We start from the raw sequence: 17765 nt of genomic DNA, 5'->3' as shown, positions 1-17765 counted from the left end.
CCGCCCCCGCCCAGGGCGAGCTACCGGATGCGGGCACCACAGTCACGCGCGGCGGCTCACCGCGGGCCGGTGCCGTTGCCGCAGGTCGCGGGTGGCGAGGAGGAGCAGGGCGGCCCACACGGCGCAGTACCCGCCGAAGAGCGCGCCTCCCCGGTCCGTGAGCAGCGCGCCGCCGAGCATGCCCACCGCACCGGCCGCCGCCATCGCGGCGCAGAGCCAGTGCGTGCCCAGCAACGTCCGGTACGCCCACCGCCGGCGAACGCGGAACCGCCCGGCGAGCAGGACCACCATGACCAGCACCCCGGCCCCGGCGTTCCCCCACTGGGCCAGCGCCACCTCACCCGGCCCGTACGCGAGGTGGCTCTCCGGCGACACCACCGGCCCGCCGGTCACCCCCAGCCGCCCCTCCCAGGCGTGAACGACCTTGGAGGCCACGTACAGCCCGGTCCACCCGATTCCCAGATCCGCGTATCTCACGACCTTGACCCTGCCGCCCACCCCCCTTCGCCGGGCTCCCCCGCACGGGGGATCCCCCTCCCCTGCGGGAGCTGTGCCCGTGGCGAACACCCGCTCCGCAGTCCCCGCCACCCCGCTAGCGTGCGAGCCGTGGACGATCTCGACATCGCGTACGAGGAGGCGGGGCCTCCGGCGCCGGCGGGCACCGTCGTGCTCCTGCACGCGGGGGTGGCCGACATGCGCATGTGGGAGCACCAGTTCGCCGCCCTGGCCGAGCGTCACCGGGTGATCCGTTACGACTGGCGCGGCCACGGCAGGTCCGGCGACGCCGCCGGCGAGGTCTGCCACCACGAGGACCTGCTCGCCCTCATGGACGCCCTCGACGTGGACCGGGCGGCCCTGGTGGGCTGCTCGATGGGCGGCGCGTACGCGGTCGAGGCCGCTCTCGCCGCACCCGGCCGGGTCGCCGCGCTCGCCCTGATCTGCTCGGGCCTGGCCGGTCACCAGTGGCCGCGCGCGATGCTGGAGCAGGCGGCCGAGCGCGTGCACTCCTCGGTGCCGCCCGACCGCCTGGCCCGCTACCGCGCGGGCACGGCCGAGCGGGTGGTCCCCGCCGACGTGCGGGCGATGGCGGAGGCGCACACGCTCTGGCAGGTCGCTGGGCCCGATCGGAGCCGTGACGTGCTGCCGGAGCCGGTGTGGGACGCGGCCGTGGAGATGTGCCGGCTGGTGTTTGAACGCGCCTGGACCGGCCCCAGGTCCAGCGAGCGCCGGCTCGTCCCGCCCGCCGCCACCCGCCTGCACGAGGTGACGGCCCCCACGCTGGTGATCAACGGGCTGTCGGACGTGCCGGGCATCCAGGAGGTGTCCGCGCTGCTGTCGGCGGGGATCCCGGGCGCGCGCCGCCTCGACCTGCCCGAAACCGGCCACCTCCCGCCCCTGGAACGCCCGCGGGAGGTGACCGGCGCCCTGACGGCCTTCCTGCGGGAGGTCTTCGCCACCTGACCGGCAGCCTGGCCGGCGGGTTCCACGACGTCGAGGCGGGGTTGCCGGCACCGGTGATGATCGGGTTCTTCGCGGCCGGGCGGGGTGACACCCGGGCTCGTCGTCGGCGGTCTATTGAGGGAAAAGTCGGTGTGGCGCTACTGGAAGCGCCAAGATCGCTACGTATAGTGATGGCCGATGGCACTCCGTGATTACAGGGGGAGATCATGAGAAAGAGCCTCACCGCCACTGGCGGGGCGCTGCTCGCCGCGGCCGTACTGTTCGGCACGGCAGGCTCCGCGTCCGCAGACGACAAGAAGGACCACGCCTGGGCCGAGCACTGGAACAAGCACCCGCAGCACTGCGGCCTGGGCATGAACGACGACTCGACCTACTCGCACATCACCAAGCACGGCGTCTTCCTCGGCACCCGCGATGCGGACGTCTGCAAGAAGTTCGAGTCCAAGGACTACAAGGAAGACTGGTCGGGCGACGAGGACGACGATTACGGCTATGGCGACGATGGCGACGACGCCGACGGCTGACGAGAGCTGAGCTCTCGGCGTACGGCTGTCCCGGTACCCGCTCTGCGCGGGGCCGGGACAGCCGCCGTTCCGGCCCTCCGCCGCCCGCGGCGCCCCTCGGACGGCCCGGCTCACAGCCTCATCGAGTACCCTCGACCCACCTGGACGCCATCGCATGATCGGCACGGCTGATAGCCTTATGCCGTAAGGAATTGTCCGCCCCGGGAGTTCCGCGTTGGTCGTCTTCGCAGGTCAAGGTGATGCGCGACGGTCGATGGCGCTGTTGTGGCGCAGCGGCGAGGAGCCGGGCGAGGTCCGGCCCGGCCCCAAACCGGGGCTGAGCGTGGACGTGATCGTCGAGGCGGCGATCGAGGTGGCCGACAGCGAGGGCATGGCGGCCCTGTCGATGCGCAAGGTCGGCGAACGGCTGGGGCGCACGGGCATGGCGCTCTACACGTACGTGCCGAACAAGGGCGAGCTGGTCGACCTGATGTACGACCGCGTGCTGGCCGAACTGCCCACCACGTACGACGCGAGCGCGGGCTGGCGCCCGGCCGTGGCCTCGTGGGCCGAGCACACGCTGGCCTTCTACCTGCGTCACCCCTGGGTGCTGCAGGTGTCGCAGGCCCGGCCGGTGCTGGGGCCCAACGAGTTCGCGACGCTGGAGAGCGTGGTGTCGATCCTGCGCGGCACGGGGCTGGGGCCGCGGCGGACGCGCGGGGTGGTGGCGCTGCTGTTCGACTTCGTCCGGGGCGCGGCCAGGACCGTCACGGAGTCGCGGCTGGCGCCCTCGGCGACCGGGGTGTCGGACGAGGAGTGGTGGCGGACGCGCTCGCACCTGCTGGAGGAGGTGGCGCCGGGCTTCACCGACCAGTACCCGATGGTGGCGTGGGTGGAGTCGGAGGACGGCGGGCCCGGCACGGCCGACACGTTCGCGATCGGCCTGAACGTGCTGCTCGACGGCATCGAGGCGGCGGTGGCGAAGGGATGAGCGTCCGGCTAGCCACGGCCTGACAGGCGGGCCGCCAGCTCGGCCTCGTCGCGGACGAACCAGAGGTGCTCCCCCCGGTTGGCCTCGGCGATCCAGGCGCGCACCGCGTTGCTGGCGGCGGCCTGACGGCCGGTGTCGCCCACGATGGCCAGCCCGAGCCGGTAGTTGGCGAACTTCTGCGTGATCTCGCCGGCCACGCCGGTGCTCAGCGTGAAGAAGTCGGCGGGCAGCCGCTCGATGGGCACGGCCACCCAGGTGACGTCGCGCCCCCAGGTCTCGCCGATGAGGTCGAGCACGTCGGCGGTCCCGTTCAGGGGCTCGCCGTCCGCGTAGTGATAGCCGTCAGGCATGAAAGCTCTCCAGGAAGTCCATGATGTCTCAGCGGGGGCGGCCCGGCCGTTCAGTCCCGCACCAGCGCGTCGAGGATGCGCAGCACCTGCGCGCTCTCCTCCAGCCCGCCCAGGACGACGACCTTGAGGTGCTCGCGCTCCTCGTCGTAGACGAACTGCACGCGCAGGCCGTGCGGCCGGCCCGTCAGGGAGCCCATGACCATGGTGCTGACGCGGTCCATGTCGCGCCTGGCGATGCCGTCGATCTGCACGATGCTGGACACCTCGGCGTGGCGGGCCCTGGCGGGCGCGCCGACGGGCAGGCCGGTGAACGCCGCGAGGTCCTCCTTGGCGATGCGGTACTGCCTGCCGATGCGCACGGCGGGCAGCCGCCCGTCCCGTACGTAGTTACGCACGGTCTTGACGTGCAGGCCCAGGAGGTCCGCCACCTGCTCCACGGTGTATTGCTCCATAACACTCCCCATTATGCCCTAGCTGAGGGAGTGAAAGGGAAGGATCAGGCGTGCGCCCCGACGGTGACCGGCCCGATCGTGAGATGCGGGCGGCCCTCCAGCACCTCGCCCACCCGCAGCACCTGCTCCTGGAGCTCGCCGAGCTGGGCCGGCGTGAGGTCGCGCAGCGGCTCGACCGTGACGTCGATCCGGCTGCCCGAGCGCCGCTGGTGCCAGACGCCGGCCACGTTCCCGTCCACGAGCAGCACGGGGAAGTTGCCCGCCTGGCCGCCGGCCAGCGCCCGCTGTGCGGCGGCCCCGGCGTACAGCAGCTCGCGGGGCCGGCCCGCCACCACGTACGCGTCGAAGTACGGCAGCAGCCGCACGCCCCGGGGCGGTTCGCCGGGCACCGCGGTGTCGCCCGCGAGCACCCAGGCCGGCCGCCCCTCCAGCCGCACCTCCTCCAGCTCGACCCCCTCGAACGCCGCCTTCGCCCACCCGACGGAGCCGCCCGCCCACTGGGCGAACTCCGCGGGCGTGGCGGGCCCGTACGCCCGCAGGTAGCTCCTGGCCAGCCAGGCGGGCCCGTCCGTCGCTGGCGGGGCCTCCGGCGCGGCGGTGTAGGTGACCTTGCGCCCGCGGCCCGCGCCGAAGACGAATGCGCCCCGGTGCGCCGCCAGGTGCATGACCTGCCGCCACCGCGGCCAGTAGGTCTGGAACGCGGGCATGACCAGGTCGCCCGCCCACGGCCCGGTGGCCGCGACGACCGCCTCGCTCAGCTCGTCCATCGTCAGCTCGGCGCCCTGCACCGCCTGGCGGATGGCGGCCACCACCTGGTCGCTCTGCCCGTCCGTCATCCGCATGGACGCCGGCGAGGGCGTGGCGGGCAGCGTGGACAGGGCGGCGACCCACCTGGGCAGGTCGCGGGCGGGCAGCAGGTGCACGGTGCCGCGCGGGCCGTGCGTCTTGACCAGGCCGCGCTCCTTCCACAGCGCCTCGCGCACGTGGACGCGGGTGGCGCCGTCGAGCCGCAGCCCGATGGACAGCTCGGCGGCGGACATGACCTGGGCGTGCGCGCCGCACATGGCGGCCACGGTCTCCTCGGGGCCGCCGGCTGCGGTGACGAGCCCGGCGCGCTCCAGCCGCCTCGCGCTGACCTGCGGCCACGACAGTTCGATCACGGGAATGTGCCTCTCTTCCGTTCGACGGCACCCACGCTACGGCGCAATGCGGAAAGCTTTTTTCCGCATGGGCGAATGCGTTGAAAGTGGACGACAAGTGATCTTCCAGTCGATCCCACTAGTCTCACGGGTCATGATCCGCCTCAGTCCCGCCCTCGGGCCGCTCACCCCCCGTCAGCGCTGGCGCCGAGCCCGGCTCCAGGCCTACTCCTGGGCCCTGACCGGCGCGTACCGGCTGGGCACCCTGAACCCCGCGATCTGGCGCATGGTCGCCCGCGGCTACCACCCCGCGCTCGACCGGGTGGCGGCCCGGCACGCCAGGGTGGCCTGCCAGTTCGCGGCCGTGGACGTGCCCGCCTACCGCCACTTCCTGCGCGCGCACGGCGCCGAGCGGGCCCGCCGGCTGGCCGACTTCCCCGAGACGACCAAGCAGAACTACGCCGGCGCGTACGACGAGGCGAGCCGCTGCCAGGAGGGCAGGCTGCACCGGCCCGGCGTGATCGTGGACGAGTCTTCGGGGTCCAGCGGCAAGCCGTACAACTGGGTTCGCGGGCCGCGCGAGCTCCAGGGCATCTACCGCAACGCCGCCGGGTACATCGAGCTGGTCTTCCCCGGCAGGCGGCTGTTCGTGATCAACGCGTACTCGATGGGCGCGTGGGCCACCGGCACCACCACCGGGGCCGCCATGGCCCGCATCGCGATGGTCAAGAACACCGGCCCCGACCTGGAGAAGATCTCCGACACGCTGGAGCACTTCGGTCCCGGTTACGACTACGTGGTGGCGGCGTACCCGCCGTTCCTCAAGCACCTGCGCGACCGCCTCGACGAGGCGGGCTTCCCGTGGGAGGACTACCGCATCCGCGGCATGGTCGGCGGCGAGGGCATGACGGAGGCGCTGCGCGACTACCTGGAGGAGCGCTTCGAGGAGGTGCGCTCCGGCTACGGCGCCAGCGACCTGACGATCGGGATGGGCGCGGAGAGCGGCTTCAGCGTACGGCTGCGCAAGCGCCTGGCCACCGACCGGCGGCTGCGCGACGCCCTGCTCGGCCCCGGCGAGCAGCGGCTGCCGATGGTCTTCCACTACAACCCGCTGGAGACGTTCCTGGAGGTGAACGCCGGCGGCGAGCTGCTGTGCACGATCAACACCAAGAGCTGTCTGCAGCCCAAGCTGCGCTACAACGTCGGCGACGAGGCCCGGCTGCACACGCTCGCCGAGGTCCGGAAGGCGCTGGGCGAGGACGACTACGCGGCCATGTGGACCGACGAGCGGATGAACCTGCCGCTGCTGTTCCTGTTCGGCCGCAAGGATTCGACGATCTCCTACATGGGGGCCAACCTCTACCCGCAGGACGTCGAGTACGGCCTCTACCAGGGCAACCCGTACGCCGCCGCGATCAACCGGTTCTGCCTGTCCCTGGAGGAGCTGCCCGGCCTGGAGTACCGGCCGGTGATCAACCTGGAGGTACGCGGCGAGGTGGATCAGGGGGCGCTGGCGGAGATCTGCCGCAAGGGGGTCGTGGCGCACCTGAGCGCGGTCTCGCGCGACTTCGCCGAGTCGCTGAAGGAGGACCCGACGGCCGCCGACCTGCGGATCAAGGTGTTCGGGCTGGGTGAGGGGCCGTTCGCGCGGCTGACGAAGACGAAGAACGTCTATCTGGTGAAGGACGCATGAGGACCACCGATTTCAGCAGGACGCCGCCGCAGGGGCAGGCGACGGCGATGTTCGTCGGGGCGACCCGTTACCGGGGACCGCTGTCGATCCTGACGCTCACGCTGACGTGGTTCCGGATGGTGCGCGACATGAAGCGGATGCGCGGCTACCGCTGGCACAAGATCTACTGGGAGTTCCCGTACACGCTGGGCACCCTGGCCTTCTTCGAGGACCGTGACGCGCTGCTGCGCTTCGCCCGCAGCCGCCACCACCGCAAGCTCATGCAGTGGGTGACGGACGGCACGAAGAACGCCACCGGCGGCTACATCCGGCTCTACAACGCCGAGCCCGAGGGGTACAGCAACGGCATCTGGCGAGCCGAGGGCGGCCCGATGGCGCACATCGAGACGTTCACGCCGCTGTCCACCGAGGACGGCGAGGGGCCCCGGGTGAAGCGCTCGTGACCGGGCTGCGGCCCGTCGAGACCCGGCGCGACCTGCGCGACTTCCTCGCCTTCACCGATCACCTGTACGCGGGCGAGGAGCGGTTCGTGCCGCCGCTGCACGCCACGGTGCGCGGGTGGCACCGGCGGGGCGTGCGGCTGTTCCTGCTGCGGCGCGGCGGGCGGGTGGTCGCGCGCACGACGCTGCACACCGACGCCGCGCTGGACGCCAGGCTGGGGCGCGACACCCAGCTGTTCGGGCTGACGGAGTTCGCCGAGGAGGCGGCCGAGGAGCTGTTCGAGGCGATCTGCGCGGCCGGGGCCGCGGCGGGCAGGAAGGCGGCGTTCGGACCGGTGTCGCTGCTGCCCAACCAGGCGGGCGGGGTGATCACCTCCGGGTTCGGGGAGCGCGGGTTCATCGACAGCGCCTGGAACCGGCCGTACTATCCGGCCGCCTACGAGGCGTGCGGGTTCAGCCGCCGGTTCGAGTCCGACACCTGGATCTGCCCGGTGCCGCAGGAGCCGGTGTTCGCCTTCGACGACGCGCGGATCCGCGCCGAGGAGCTGCGGGTGCACCGCGGGGACCGGCGCCGGGTGCGCGAGCAGCTGCCGATCCTGCGGGAGATGCTGAACACCAGTTTCGCGCAGCTCGGCTACTACACCGAGATCTCCGCCGAGCAGCTCGCCGAGCAGACGGACGGGCTGGCGTACCTGCTGGACGAGGCGCTGCTGCTGTACCTGACGAAGGCGGGGCGGCCCGTCGCGTTCGTGCTGTGCCTGCCCGACATCTCCCGCTTCATCGCGGGCATTCGCGGGAACCTGCACCTCGTCCACCAGCTCCGGCTGCTCGCCACCCGCTCCCGCTACCGCCGCGAGGCCGTGCTCATCATCAAGGGCACGGTCCCGGACGAGCAGGGGCACGGCTACATGCGGCTGCTGTCACGGGAGCTGCACGACGGGCTGCGGCGGGGCGGCTACCACACGCTGCGCAGCACGTACGTGGAGCGCGACAACCCCGGCTCGGCCGCCCAGTACGTCGCGATGGGCGGGCGGCCGCTGCACGGCTACACCTTCTATGACAAGGATCTCGCGTGAGACAGCTCCGGGCGCTGGAGCCCGACTTCTGGCGCGCGCCCAGCGCGCACAACACGCAGCCGTGGACGCTCACCTACGCCGACGGTCAGGCGGCCGTCGGCTGGGACCCGGCCAGGGCGCTGCCCATCAGCGACCCCACGGGGCGTGACCTGCGGCTCAGTCTGGGGGCGTTCGTCGAGTGCTGCCTGATCGTGTGCGCGGACGCGGGCCTGTCCGTCGCCTACCGGCCCGACCCGGGGCCGCTGCGGGTGGGCTTCCTGTACGGGGCCGAGGAGCCGTACAGGACGCCCTTCACCACGGCGGACGTGCGGGCCCGGGGCGCCAACCGCGGCGAGTACCACGCGGGGCGGCTCCCGGACGAGGTGGCCGGCGCGCTGGCGGGGACGCGCCGGCTGCCCTGCCGCGACCTGGCGGACCTGCTGCACGCCGCGGACCTGCACCAGTTCGGGGACCGGGAGGTGACGCGGGAGCTGCGGGCCTGGCTGCGGCTGACCCGGCGGCACCGCCGCTACTTCCTCGACGGCCTCAGCGACCGGGCGCTGGCGCTGACCAAGGTGGAGGCGCTCGCGCTACGGGCCTCGCTCGCCCTCTACCCGGCGCTGCGGCGGCTGGGCCTGCCCCGGGTGCTGGCCGGGGCGTCTCGGGGGCTGCTGGACTACGACGGGGACGTGCTCGTCCTGGTCGGGCCGGTGGACGAGGAGGTGGAGGCGGGGCGGCTGCTGATGCGGCACTGGCTGACGCTGTCGGAGCTCGGGTACACGACGCACCCGCTGAGCCAGGTCATCGACTGCGAGGGGACCCGGCGGGAGCTGGCGCGGCGCGTCGGCGTGGCGGATCCCCGCACGCTGCTGCACGTGGCGCGGGTGGGACGGCCCCGGGCGCCCGCCACGCCGTCCGCCCGGCTCCTCAGGGCCTGACCGGCTCGGGCCGCTCGCGCCCCGCGGCCCGGCGGCTCACACGGGGACGCTCATGGGGACGGGCTCGGCGCGGGCGGCCCAGCGGCCGTCGTCGCTGCGGACCAGGCGTACCGGATGCTCGAAGCAGGCGCTGACCAGCTCGCTGGTCAGCACGTCCGCGACCGGGCCGGCGGCCAGGCAGCGGCCGTCGCGCAGCAGCATGGCGTGCGTGGTGGTGGCGGGCAGCTCCTCCAGGTGGTGCGTGACCAGCACGGTGGCCAGCGAGGGGTGCCGGGCGCGCAGCGCGTCGATGCTGGCCAGCAGCTGCTCGCGGGCGGCCAGGTCGAGCCCGGTCGCCGGCTCGTCGAGCAGCAGCAGCCGGGGCTGCGGCATGAGCGCCCTGGCGATGAGGGCGCGGCCCCGCTCGCCCTGGGAGAGGGTGGCCCACGTGGCCTGCGCCCGGTGGCTCATGCCGAGCATGGCGATCAGCCGGTCGGCCCGCTCGCTCTCCTGCGCGGTGGGCGTCCAGCGGGGCACGGGCGCGGCGGTGTTGGTCAGCCCGGTCAGCACCACGTCCCGGGCCCGCAGCGGCCCGTCAGGGGTGTGGCGGGGGTTGACGTGCCCCAGGTACGAGCGCAGCTCGCGCACGTCCACCCGGCCCATGGTGCGCCCGAGCACCTCGACCACGCCACGGCTGGGATGGGTCACGGCGCCCAGCAGGCTGAGCAGGGTGCTCTTGCCGGCGCCGTTCGCCCCGAGCAGCGCCCAGTGCTCGCCGGGGTGCACGGTGAGCGAGATGGCGCGCAGCAGGTGGCGCCCGTCGCGGACGAGTTCCACGGCGTCGGCCCGCAACACGGGGCCGCTGTCGGCAGGGCGCGAGACTACGGTCATGCGCCCCAACTTATCAGGTCCTCAGACATCTGATGTTTCATGCCAAGGATTCCCCAGGAATTGATGATCGGCGCGTTCCACGTGCGTAGGTCACGCTCCCGTGCGGTACGACCTGGCCTGATGGCGGCGAGCTCTCGGGGGAACGGTGAAGAGGACCTGGCCGGCCGTGGCGACCGCGTTCGCCGCCGCCGCAGTACTGGCGGGCGGCTGCGCGGACGGCCAGGGCGGGGCAGGACAGGCCGGACCAGGGGCTCCCGGACAGACACAGACACCGGCACAGGCACAGGCACGGCCGATCATCACCCCGGACGGCGAACTCCCGACCGAAGGCAGCGGGGACCTCCCCGAGGCCACGGCCAAGGTGGGGCTGGACTGCCAGAAGATGCTGAAGGAGCGCGACTTCGCGGGTGCGGAGCAGAGGATGGGCCGGGTGGCGTCCGGCGGCGGCACCGCCGGCGAGAAGGCGGTCGCGAAGGTGTGCCAAGCGGCGGCACAGGCCAACCAGGGACAATGGCGGAGGGCGCGCCGGACCATTCGCGAGGTGGAGGAGCATCCCGAGGACATTCCCGCTCCGATGCGCCCGGCGATGCTGAGGATGCTCAGCGAATCGAAACTGGCCAGCGCCCTGGCCGTGGGCGACGCCGAGAGCGCCGAGCAGGCCTGGGCAGAGCTCGAGAAGCGCGGCGGCATCCCGCCGGAGTTCCTCAGGAACGCCTGCTCGGTGGCGTCCGATCCCGCCGCCATCCTGCCGGAGTGCGCGGCCGTCACGTCGCCGCCCGCCACGACCGAGTCCTCGCCGGACGGGGGAACCCCCTCCGACGAGGGGTCCCCGTCGGACGGCGAGCACCCGTCGGACGAGCACACGTCCCAGCCCGTGGAGCCCACGGGGTCCGGCCCCGGCCCCACGGACACCGGCGGCCCCGCCGGGACACCCGGTGAAGACGGCTCCACCCCGCAGGAGGACGACGGCCCGGCCCCCGACGAGTCGTGAGCACGTCCCCGGACGAAGGCCGCGGCGCGGGCCAGGACTTCACCCGCGCGTGGGCCGTCCTGGCGCACGTCGTGACGCCGACCACCTTCGTCGCGGCGATCATGATGTACTTCGGGGCGGTGCGCGCCAACACCATGTACGGGCAGCTCGGCGTGGACCAGAGCATGCTGGGCCTGTCCTTCCAGGACTACGTGCTGCGCAGCGTCACCCTGACGATAGAACCGCTGATCCTGCTCCTGGTGCTGGCCATGATCGCGCCGCTGGTGCACGGGTGGGTGGTCCGGTCCGCGAGCAGGCACCGTACCGCCGTTCGGCGGGCGATCGTGGTCCTGGCCGTGCTCGGGGTCGCGAGCGTCGTCGCGGGACTGGCGGCCATGAACGGCCGACTGAGCTTGCCGTCCTACGCCGTGCCCTTCTGCCTGGGGCTCGGCGTCTTCGTGCTCGTCTACGGCCTCTCCCTGTACCAGAGGGTCAGTACGCGCTCCGTCGTCTCCCCCGCCGAGCAGGTCCTCCAGCGCACCCTCTGCGTGGTGCTCCTCCTGATCCTGCTGCTGTGGACGGTCAGCGAGCTCGCACAGCGGCAGGGAATGGAGGCGGCCCACGAGTACCGCTCGGATCCGGGAGCGCTGCCCAGCACGGTGATCTACGCGCCGCGGCGGCTGCATCTGGAGGGGCTCGGGATCGCCGAGACCCCGCTGCCCGACCCCGGGGCGCTGTACCGCTACCGGTACACCGGCCTGCACCTGCTGCTCCATTCCAACCAGCGGTACTTCCTGCTGCCCGCCTGCTGGGCGACCGACCCGTGGGCCCGGGCGATCGCCCTTCCCGCGGACGCTTCGCTGCGGCTGGAGTTCTCCGTGCTCAAGTGGCCGCCCGAGTGCCCGGCCTGATCGCCGGCTTCAGGCGCCGCAGGCGGCGCGGACGTCGGCGACCAGCTCGGCCGCCGCGTCGATGGTGCGGGTGATCTCCTCCGGCGTGCTCCCGACGCCCGCGAGCAGCGCCTGCGCCCGTTCCCCGAACCCCTTCGGGGCCGACGGCAGCCGGTCGGCGGCGGCGACCATGCCCTTCTCGTTGATCAACCAGGCCCCGTCGGCGGCGTGCAGCGCGTGGCAGGCCACGCCGATCGCGCGGAACAGCGCCCCCGCCGCGTACGCCGGGTCCCGTCCGGCTGCCCCGTACCGGGCCGTCATCAGCGCGAAGTCGCACTCCCACAGCCCTGCGACCAGCGCCTTCCGCAGGGCCGGCGGGTAGTGCGCGGCCTCCTGCCGCAGCGCGGCGAGCTCGCCGGCCGGATCGGCGAGCACCTGGCAGAGCGCCACCTCCCCGGCGTAGGCGTGGGAGTAGAAGCCCAGCGGGTGGCCGGCCTGGACGCCGATCTCGTAGCGGCCGTCCCGGCAGTCGCGCCAGATCCGGTGCACGCGGTCGAGGTCGCGGTAGATCCAGTCCACCCGCAGGCCGTCAACGGTGAGCCAGCCGCCGCCGTCCACCCACGGGCCCCAGCCGCCGGGCTCGGTCACGTCGGTGTCCTCGCCCGTCACCTCCCGCGCGAGCGCGCGCAGCCCGGCCACGTCGAGCCGGCCGCGGTAGTAGAGGCCGAGGTCGACGTCGCTGTCGGGCCGATGCGTGCCGCGGGCGCGGCTGCCTCCGAGAGCGACGGCCACCACGCCGGGCACCTCGACCAGCCGGCCGGCGATGGCGTGCAGATCAGGGTTTCGCACGGTACGAGCCTAGGGGACCTTGCCGAGGATGCCCGGAGGCGATCGCCCATCCGGGCCGCTGAGCTGGTATTTCCCTGATGTCCGGATGGTGGGGCACCCCTAGGATGGGGGAGGTGACGTACATGCTGGTGATCTACACCGACGAGGTGGCGGGCTGATGCCGGTCGCCGTCGAGGGGCTGCTGCGGGAGCTGGCGCCGCAGGTGCTCGGCACGCTCGTGCGGCGCTACGAGCAGTTCGACATGTGCGAGGACGCCGTGCAGGAGGCGCTGCTCGACGCCTCCGTGCAGTGGCCGAGGGACGGCGTGCCGGACAACCCGCGCGGCTGGCTGGTGACCGTGGCCGCGCGCCGGGTCATCGACCAGATTCGCAGCGAGCACGCGCGCCGGCGCCGCGAGGAGAGCGTGGCGGTCACCGTGGCGGCCGACGAGCTCGTGGCCCCGGCGCCGGGCGAGGAGCGGTCCGGGGACCGGGACGACACGCTGACGCTGCTGTTCCTGTGCTGCCATCCGTCGCTGTCGGAGGCCTCGCAGCTCGCGCTGACGCTGCGGGCCGTGGGCGGGCTGACGACGGCGCAGATCGCCAACGCCTTCCTGGTGCCGGAGGCGACGATGGGGCAGCGCATCAGCCGGGCCAAGCAGCGGATCAAGGCCAAGGGGGCGGAGTTCAGGATGCCGCCGGAGGCCGAGCGCGGCGACCGGCTGCGGGTGGTGCTGCACGTGCTGTACCTGATCTTCAACGAGGGTTACACCGCCACCTCGGGGCCCGAGCTGCACAGGGCGGAGCTGACGGGCGAGGCGATCCGGCTGACCAGGGCGGTGCTGCGGCTGCTGCCCGACGACGGGGAGATCATGGGGCTGCTGGCGCTCATGCTGCTCACCGAGGCGCGCCGCCCCGCGCGTACGGACCGCGACGGGCGGCTGATCCCGCTGGCCGAGCAGGACAGGAGCCTGTGGGACCGGCGGCTGATCGCGGAGGGCGTGGAGCTGGTCACCAAGGCCCTGTCCACGACGGCGCTCGGGCCTTACCAGCTCCAGGCGGCCATCGCGGCCGTGCACGACGAGGCGGCCACCGCCGGGGAGACGGACTGGCCGCAGATCCTGGCGCTGTACGGGGTGCTGTCCGGCGTCGAGGACAATCCGGTGGTCAGGCTCAACCAGGCGGTGGCCACGGCCATGGTGCAGGGGCCGCGCGCCGGGCTCGGTCTGCTCGACGAGCTGGCCGCCGACGACCGGATGGCCGGGCACCACCGGCTGGCGGCCGTACGGGCGCACCTGCTGGAGATGGACGGCGACGCGGAGGGGGCCGTGGCCGCGTACCGGGAGGCGGCGAGGCTGACCACCAGCCTGCCCGAGCGGCGCTACCTGGAGGACCGGGCGACCCGCCTACCTTGACAACGATTTTTGTCGGTGCGATCGTTTGACCATGCACGAAGTGGCGGTGATCGAGGACCCCGCGGCCGCCGAGGCGTCGCTCGACCCCATGCGGTCGAGACTCCTGGCAGAGCTGGTGGAGCCGGGCTCGGCGACCTCGCTGGCGGCCAAGGTCGGCCTGGCCAGGCAGAAGGTCAACTACCACCTGCGCACGCTGGAGCGGCACGGCCTGGTGGAGCTGGTCGAGGAGCGCAGGAAGGGCAACGTCACCGAGCGCGTGATGCAGGCCACGGCTGCCTCGTTCGTGATCTCCCCCACCGCGCTGGCCTCGGTGCAGCCCGACCCCGCCAGGTCGCCCGACCGGCTGTCGGCGCGATGGTTGCTGGCGCTGGCGGCGCAGCTCGTACGGGATGTCGGCACCCTGATCACCGGGGCCGCGAAGGCGCAGAAGCGGGTGGCGACGTTCGCCATCGACGGCGAGGTGCGCTTCGCGTCGGCGGCGGACCGGGCGGCGTTCGCCGAGGAGCTGGCCCAGTGCGTGACCTCCCTGATCAGCAAATATCATGACGAGTCCGCTGAGGGTGGGCGCGATCACCGGCTGGTCGTGGCGGTCCACCCCTCCGTGACCGCGAAGAGGGAGCGCTGAGGTGGGCCGCGACTTCGAGATGCCGCTGGAGGCCACGGTCGAGGCCACCCCGGAGGAGGTCTGGGAGGCCATCTCGACGGGGCCGGGCATCGACTCGTGGTTCATGGGGCGCACCGAGGTGGCCGAGGGGGTCGTCCGCACCGCGTTCGGCCGGTTCGAGCTGCCGCCGTCCGCCGTCACGACCGCCGAGCCGCTCCGGCGCTTCGCCCACTCCAGCGACAAGGCCGGCGACGGAAGGTTCGTGGCCTACGAGTTCATGATCGAGGGGCGGGAGCGGGGCAGCACGCTCGTCCGCATGGTGACCAGCGGGTTCCTGCCCGGCGACGACTGGCAGGACGAGTTCGAGGCCATGTCCAGGGGCCTGGAGATGTACTTCGCGACGCTGGTGGAGTACCTCGGCCACTTCGCGGGGCGGGCGGCGACGCCGCTCACGGAGTTCGGGCCGCCGGTCGCCGACTGGGCGGTCGCGTGGGAGCGGCTGTACGCCGCGCTCGGCGGGGCGCCCGAGGTGGGCGAACGGGCCAGGGCCGGCGGGGTCGAGGGGGTCGTGTACCACCGCAACTCCCAGACGCTCGGCCTCCGATCGGGTGACGGCATGTACCGGTTCCTGCAGGGATTCGGCGGGGCCATGATCGCCTCGCATCTGCTGTTCGAGGGCGGGGCGGACCAGGGGCCGCGGTGGCGGGCGTGGCTGGAGGAACTGCACGCCGGCTGATCGGCGCGGGACCGGCTCCCACCCGACGGATCATCGCTTGCTCCGGCTCGTTCAGCCGGCCGCGGCGCACCCCGCGAACCTCACCCGGGCACCTCCTCGGCCGACGGCACCTGCTTGCCGTCGATCGAGGCCCGTTCGGCCTCCGTCAGGCCGGCCGCGGCGAGGATCTCCTGCACCATCGTTCTTGCCCCGCCGTACGCGAGAATGTGATCATGACAGCAGCCTAGCGATTCCGGGTTCTCCGGTCGCGGCCTATCCTGCTGAGCATGCCGACCCGCCTGTCGCCCCGCCTCGCCGCGATCGTGGACGCGCTCCCCCTGGAGCCGCACTTCCGTGTCCTGGAGATCGGATGCGGTCCGGGGGCCGCCGCCCGGGCGGTGGCGGCCCGGCTCGGCGCCGGGCACATCCTGGCCATCGACAGGTCCGCCACCGCGATCGCGCAGGCGCGGGCGGCGGCGGCCGGCGAGATCGCGGCCGGTCGGATGAGCGTCCGCCAGGTCGCGGGCGAGGACTTCGTCCTGCTGCCCGGCGAGGAGCCGTACGACCTGGTGTTCGCCGTCCGCGTCGGCGCGCTCGACGGGCGGCATCCCGAGGCCGGGCAGCGCCTGCTGCAGCGCGTCGCCCTGGCGACCAGGGCAGGGGCCAGGCTGTTCATCGACGGGGGCGATCCGCTGCGGGAACTGCCGATCCCGAGGTGAGAGCGCTCGGCTCCCGACGCGAGGGGGCGGGACTGCCGAGGTGTGGGGGCGCGGCATCCCGAGGTGAGGGGGCGGGGCTGCCGAGGTGAGGGGGCGCGGCGGGAGGGCATGAGTGACGGGTGAAGGTCGTCGCGATCTCCGACACGCACGCGCCCAGGCGCTGGCGCGCGTGCCCGCCCCGGGTGGCCGAGCACCTGCGCGGCGCGGACGTCATCCTGCACGCCGGAGACGTCTGCGTGGCCTCGGTGCTGGCCGAGCTGGCCGCGTACGCGCCCGTCCACGTCGTGAAGGGCAACAACGACGGCCCCGACGTGGTGGCTCCGGAGACGCTGGAGCTGACCCTGGACGGGCTGAGGATCGGCATGATCCACGACAGCGGCCCGGCCAAGGGCCGGCTGGCCCGCATGCGGCGCCGGTTCCCGCATGCGGACCTGGTGGTCTTCGGCCACTCGCACATCCCGCTCGACGAGTCGGGCGGCGGCCTGCGGATCTTCAACCCGGGCTCCCCCACCGACCGCCGCCGCCAGCCGCACGGCACGCTGGGCCTGCTCACGATCGAGCACGGCGCCCTGACCAGGGCCGAGATCGTGCCCGTCACTCCTTGACGACGTCGTCCCGCGACTTGTCCAGGTTGGCCCTGAGTTCCTCCATGACCTTGGCGTAGCCGAGGTAGCTGTAGCGCTCGGCCGCGTGCCACGGGTAGAGCTGGCCGGCCTTGACGGCGGGCAGCTTGGCCCAGGTGGGCTTCTTGGCCATCTCCTCGATCTTCATGGACTGGGAGCGTGCGTCCACGAGAATCACGTCGGCCTGGTACTTGTCGGCGTTCTCCCAGCTCAGCACCTCCCAGAAGCCGCCCTCGCTCTCCGTCGGCCGCTCGGGGTAGACGATCTTGAGGCCCAGGTCGTCGCCCCAGTACTTGATGTCGGGGTGGTCCGGCAGGTAGGCCACGTACAGCGACTCGGGCGTGCCCGTGACGATCATGACGCTGAGGCCGGGCTTGGCGGCGGCGAGCGCCTTCAGCGCGGCGCCGGCGTCCTCGAAGCGCTTCTTGGCCTCGGCCACGGGCGCCGCGTTCAGGTCGGCGCCGAGGGCGGCGGCGAGCCGGCCGTACTGCTCGATGATCTGCACCAGGGGCTTGCCGCTGAGCTGCACGCCGGCGGTCGGAGCGATCTGGTCGACGGTCGCGAGCGACTGCTCGGGGACGTACCAGAGCACGTCCTTCTGGTACATGCCCGAGACCAGCAGGTCAGGCTGGAGGGAGGCGTACTTCTCGACGTTGAACTCGCCCCACACGTTCCCGATCGACTCCACCTTCGTGATGTCGACCTCGCCCACCTCCGGGTCGCGCCCGCCGTCCTTGAGCTTGTGCGGGCCGAACACCCCGACCGGCCGCACGCCGAAGTCCCACAGCGCGGCGGCGGCGGCCGACTGGGCCACGACGCGCTGGGGGCGCTGCGGCAGGGAGATGTTCTTGCCGCGGTCGTCGGTCCAGGTCCACGGGCCCTGCGAGGCGGCCTGCGAGGACGGCTGTGCGCCGGGAGAGGAGGCGGGCGGCGAGGCGGTCCCGCCACAGGCACTGACGCCGAGCAGAGCGGCGGCACCGAGGGCGACAAGGGTGCGTCGCGGGACATTGGCCATGGATTCTCCTCATGGGACAAGCTTTGCCCTTATGGTCGGCATATTAGCTTAGCCTTACCTAACCAAAAAGTCCTCTTGGTGGAGTACGGACCCCG

Annotated in this window: 21 protein-coding genes; 14 read left to right on the top strand and 7 right to left on the bottom strand. The window is 72.9% G+C overall.

Annotated elements, in window-relative coordinates; all coding sequences use genetic code 11:
• Positions 1–42: 42 nt before the first annotated feature.
• Positions 43–477, bottom strand: coding sequence for a hypothetical protein (locus ACBJ32_RS05265; protein WP_375125672.1), 435 nt, complete (start codon positions 475–477; stop codon positions 43–45).
• 129 nt (positions 478–606) lie between these two features.
• Here ACBJ32_RS05265 and ACBJ32_RS05260 point away from each other — a divergent pair, with 129 nt between their 5' ends.
• The 3 genes from ACBJ32_RS05260 (at position 607) to ACBJ32_RS05250 (ending at position 2955) form a co-directional block, all read left to right on the top strand.
• Positions 607–1461 carry an alpha/beta fold hydrolase gene (locus tag ACBJ32_RS05260; RefSeq protein WP_375125671.1) on the top strand — a complete coding sequence of 285 codons (855 nt, stop codon included), beginning with the start codon at positions 607–609 and terminating at the stop codon, positions 1459–1461.
• Positions 1462–1667: 206 nt separating this feature from the next.
• Positions 1668–1985, top strand: a complete 318-nt coding sequence (locus ACBJ32_RS05255) for a hypothetical protein (RefSeq protein WP_375125670.1) — start codon at positions 1668–1670, stop codon at positions 1983–1985.
• Between the two features lie 214 nt (positions 1986–2199).
• A complete protein-coding gene (locus ACBJ32_RS05250) occupies positions 2200–2955 on the top strand; it encodes a TetR/AcrR family transcriptional regulator (protein WP_375125669.1) in 756 nt (251 codons plus the stop codon).
• 8 nt (positions 2956–2963) lie between these two features.
• Here the strand turns inward: ACBJ32_RS05250 and ACBJ32_RS05245 are convergent, their stop codons facing one another.
• Genes ACBJ32_RS05245 through ACBJ32_RS05235 form a run of 3 tightly spaced genes read right to left on the bottom strand, consistent with a single transcriptional unit; the run spans position 2964 to position 4917 of the window.
• A complete protein-coding gene (locus ACBJ32_RS05245) occupies positions 2964–3305 on the bottom strand; it encodes a DUF4180 domain-containing protein (protein ID WP_375125668.1) in 342 nt (113 codons plus the stop codon).
• Positions 3306–3355: 50 nt separating this feature from the next.
• The gene (locus ACBJ32_RS05240) at positions 3356–3757 is read right to left on the bottom strand and encodes a helix-turn-helix domain-containing protein (RefSeq protein WP_375125667.1); all 402 of its coding nucleotides are present in this window, start codon (positions 3755–3757) and stop codon (positions 3356–3358) included.
• 44 nt (positions 3758–3801) lie between these two features.
• Positions 3802–4917, bottom strand: a complete 1116-nt coding sequence (locus ACBJ32_RS05235) for a winged helix DNA-binding domain-containing protein (protein ID WP_375125666.1) — start codon at positions 4915–4917, stop codon at positions 3802–3804.
• A 133-nt stretch (positions 4918–5050) separates the two neighbouring features.
• Here ACBJ32_RS05235 and ACBJ32_RS05230 point away from each other — a divergent pair, with 133 nt between their 5' ends.
• The 4 genes from ACBJ32_RS05230 to ACBJ32_RS05215 are packed head-to-tail and all read left to right on the top strand — an operon-like array spanning position 5051 to position 9022.
• Complete coding sequence (locus ACBJ32_RS05230; protein WP_375125665.1) at positions 5051–6589, top strand: phenylacetate--CoA ligase family protein; 1539 nt, start codon at positions 5051–5053, stop codon at positions 6587–6589.
• Complete coding sequence (locus tag ACBJ32_RS05225) at positions 6586–7032, top strand: DUF4188 domain-containing protein (RefSeq protein ID WP_357881271.1); 447 nt, start codon at positions 6586–6588, stop codon at positions 7030–7032. The genes ACBJ32_RS05230 and ACBJ32_RS05225 overlap by 4 nt, the downstream gene beginning before the upstream one ends.
• Positions 7029–8105, top strand: a complete 1077-nt coding sequence (locus ACBJ32_RS05220; RefSeq protein WP_375125664.1) for a hypothetical protein — start codon at positions 7029–7031, stop codon at positions 8103–8105. The genes ACBJ32_RS05225 and ACBJ32_RS05220 overlap by 4 nt, the downstream gene beginning before the upstream one ends.
• Positions 8102–9022, top strand: coding sequence for a hypothetical protein (locus ACBJ32_RS05215; protein ID WP_375125663.1), 921 nt, complete (start codon positions 8102–8104; stop codon positions 9020–9022). The genes ACBJ32_RS05220 and ACBJ32_RS05215 overlap by 4 nt, the downstream gene beginning before the upstream one ends.
• Before the next feature lie 36 nt (positions 9023–9058).
• Here ACBJ32_RS05215 and ACBJ32_RS05210 read toward each other — a convergent pair whose 3' ends face one another.
• A complete protein-coding gene (locus tag ACBJ32_RS05210; RefSeq protein WP_375125662.1) occupies positions 9059–9892 on the bottom strand; it encodes an ABC transporter ATP-binding protein in 834 nt (277 codons plus the stop codon).
• A gap of 145 nt (positions 9893–10037) precedes the next feature.
• On the opposite strand from ACBJ32_RS05210, the gene ACBJ32_RS05205 reads away from it, so the two are divergent.
• Positions 10038–10883, top strand: a complete 846-nt coding sequence (locus ACBJ32_RS05205; protein WP_375125661.1) for a hypothetical protein — start codon at positions 10038–10040, stop codon at positions 10881–10883.
• Positions 10880–11773, top strand: coding sequence for a hypothetical protein (locus ACBJ32_RS05200; protein WP_375125660.1), 894 nt, complete (start codon positions 10880–10882; stop codon positions 11771–11773). The genes ACBJ32_RS05205 and ACBJ32_RS05200 overlap by 4 nt, the downstream gene beginning before the upstream one ends.
• 9 nt (positions 11774–11782) lie before the next feature.
• On the opposite strand, the gene ACBJ32_RS05195 is transcribed toward ACBJ32_RS05200, so the two are convergent.
• Positions 11783–12601: a nucleotidyltransferase domain-containing protein gene (locus ACBJ32_RS05195; RefSeq protein WP_375125659.1), complete on the bottom strand. Its 819-nt coding sequence runs from the start codon at positions 12599–12601 to the stop codon at positions 11783–11785.
• A 157-nt stretch (positions 12602–12758) separates the two neighbouring features.
• Here ACBJ32_RS05195 and ACBJ32_RS05190 point away from each other — a divergent pair, with 157 nt between their 5' ends.
• From ACBJ32_RS05190 to ACBJ32_RS05170, 5 genes are all read left to right on the top strand, one after another.
• Positions 12759–13994 (top strand): RNA polymerase sigma factor, encoded by a 1236-nt coding sequence (locus ACBJ32_RS05190; protein ID WP_375125658.1) that lies wholly within the window; start codon positions 12759–12761, stop codon positions 13992–13994.
• Positions 13995–14025: 31 nt separating this feature from the next.
• Positions 14026–14619: an ArsR/SmtB family transcription factor gene (locus ACBJ32_RS05185; protein WP_375125657.1), complete on the top strand. Its 594-nt coding sequence runs from the start codon at positions 14026–14028 to the stop codon at positions 14617–14619.
• Between the two features lies 1 nt (position 14620).
• Positions 14621–15334 carry an SRPBCC domain-containing protein gene (locus ACBJ32_RS05180; protein WP_375125656.1) on the top strand — a complete coding sequence of 238 codons (714 nt, stop codon included), beginning with the start codon at positions 14621–14623 and terminating at the stop codon, positions 15332–15334.
• Positions 15335–15600: 266 nt separating this feature from the next.
• Positions 15601–16032: a methyltransferase domain-containing protein gene (locus tag ACBJ32_RS05175; RefSeq protein ID WP_375125655.1), complete on the top strand. Its 432-nt coding sequence runs from the start codon at positions 15601–15603 to the stop codon at positions 16030–16032.
• Positions 16033–16151: 119 nt separating this feature from the next.
• The gene (locus ACBJ32_RS05170) at positions 16152–16637 is read left to right on the top strand and encodes a metallophosphoesterase family protein (RefSeq protein ID WP_375125654.1); all 486 of its coding nucleotides are present in this window, start codon (positions 16152–16154) and stop codon (positions 16635–16637) included.
• Here the strand turns inward: ACBJ32_RS05170 and ACBJ32_RS05165 are convergent.
• A complete protein-coding gene (locus ACBJ32_RS05165) occupies positions 16627–17670 on the bottom strand; it encodes an ABC transporter substrate-binding protein (RefSeq protein WP_375125653.1) in 1044 nt (347 codons plus the stop codon). The two genes, ACBJ32_RS05170 and ACBJ32_RS05165, sit on opposite strands and share 11 nt — an antisense overlap.
• Positions 17671–17765 lie beyond the last annotated feature (95 nt).

Source organism: Nonomuraea sp. GTA35, assembly GCF_041950525.1.
In the GTDB taxonomy this organism is placed as follows: domain Bacteria; phylum Actinomycetota; class Actinomycetes; order Streptosporangiales; family Streptosporangiaceae; genus Nonomuraea.
This window is presented reverse-complemented; position numbering and strand designations above follow the sequence as displayed.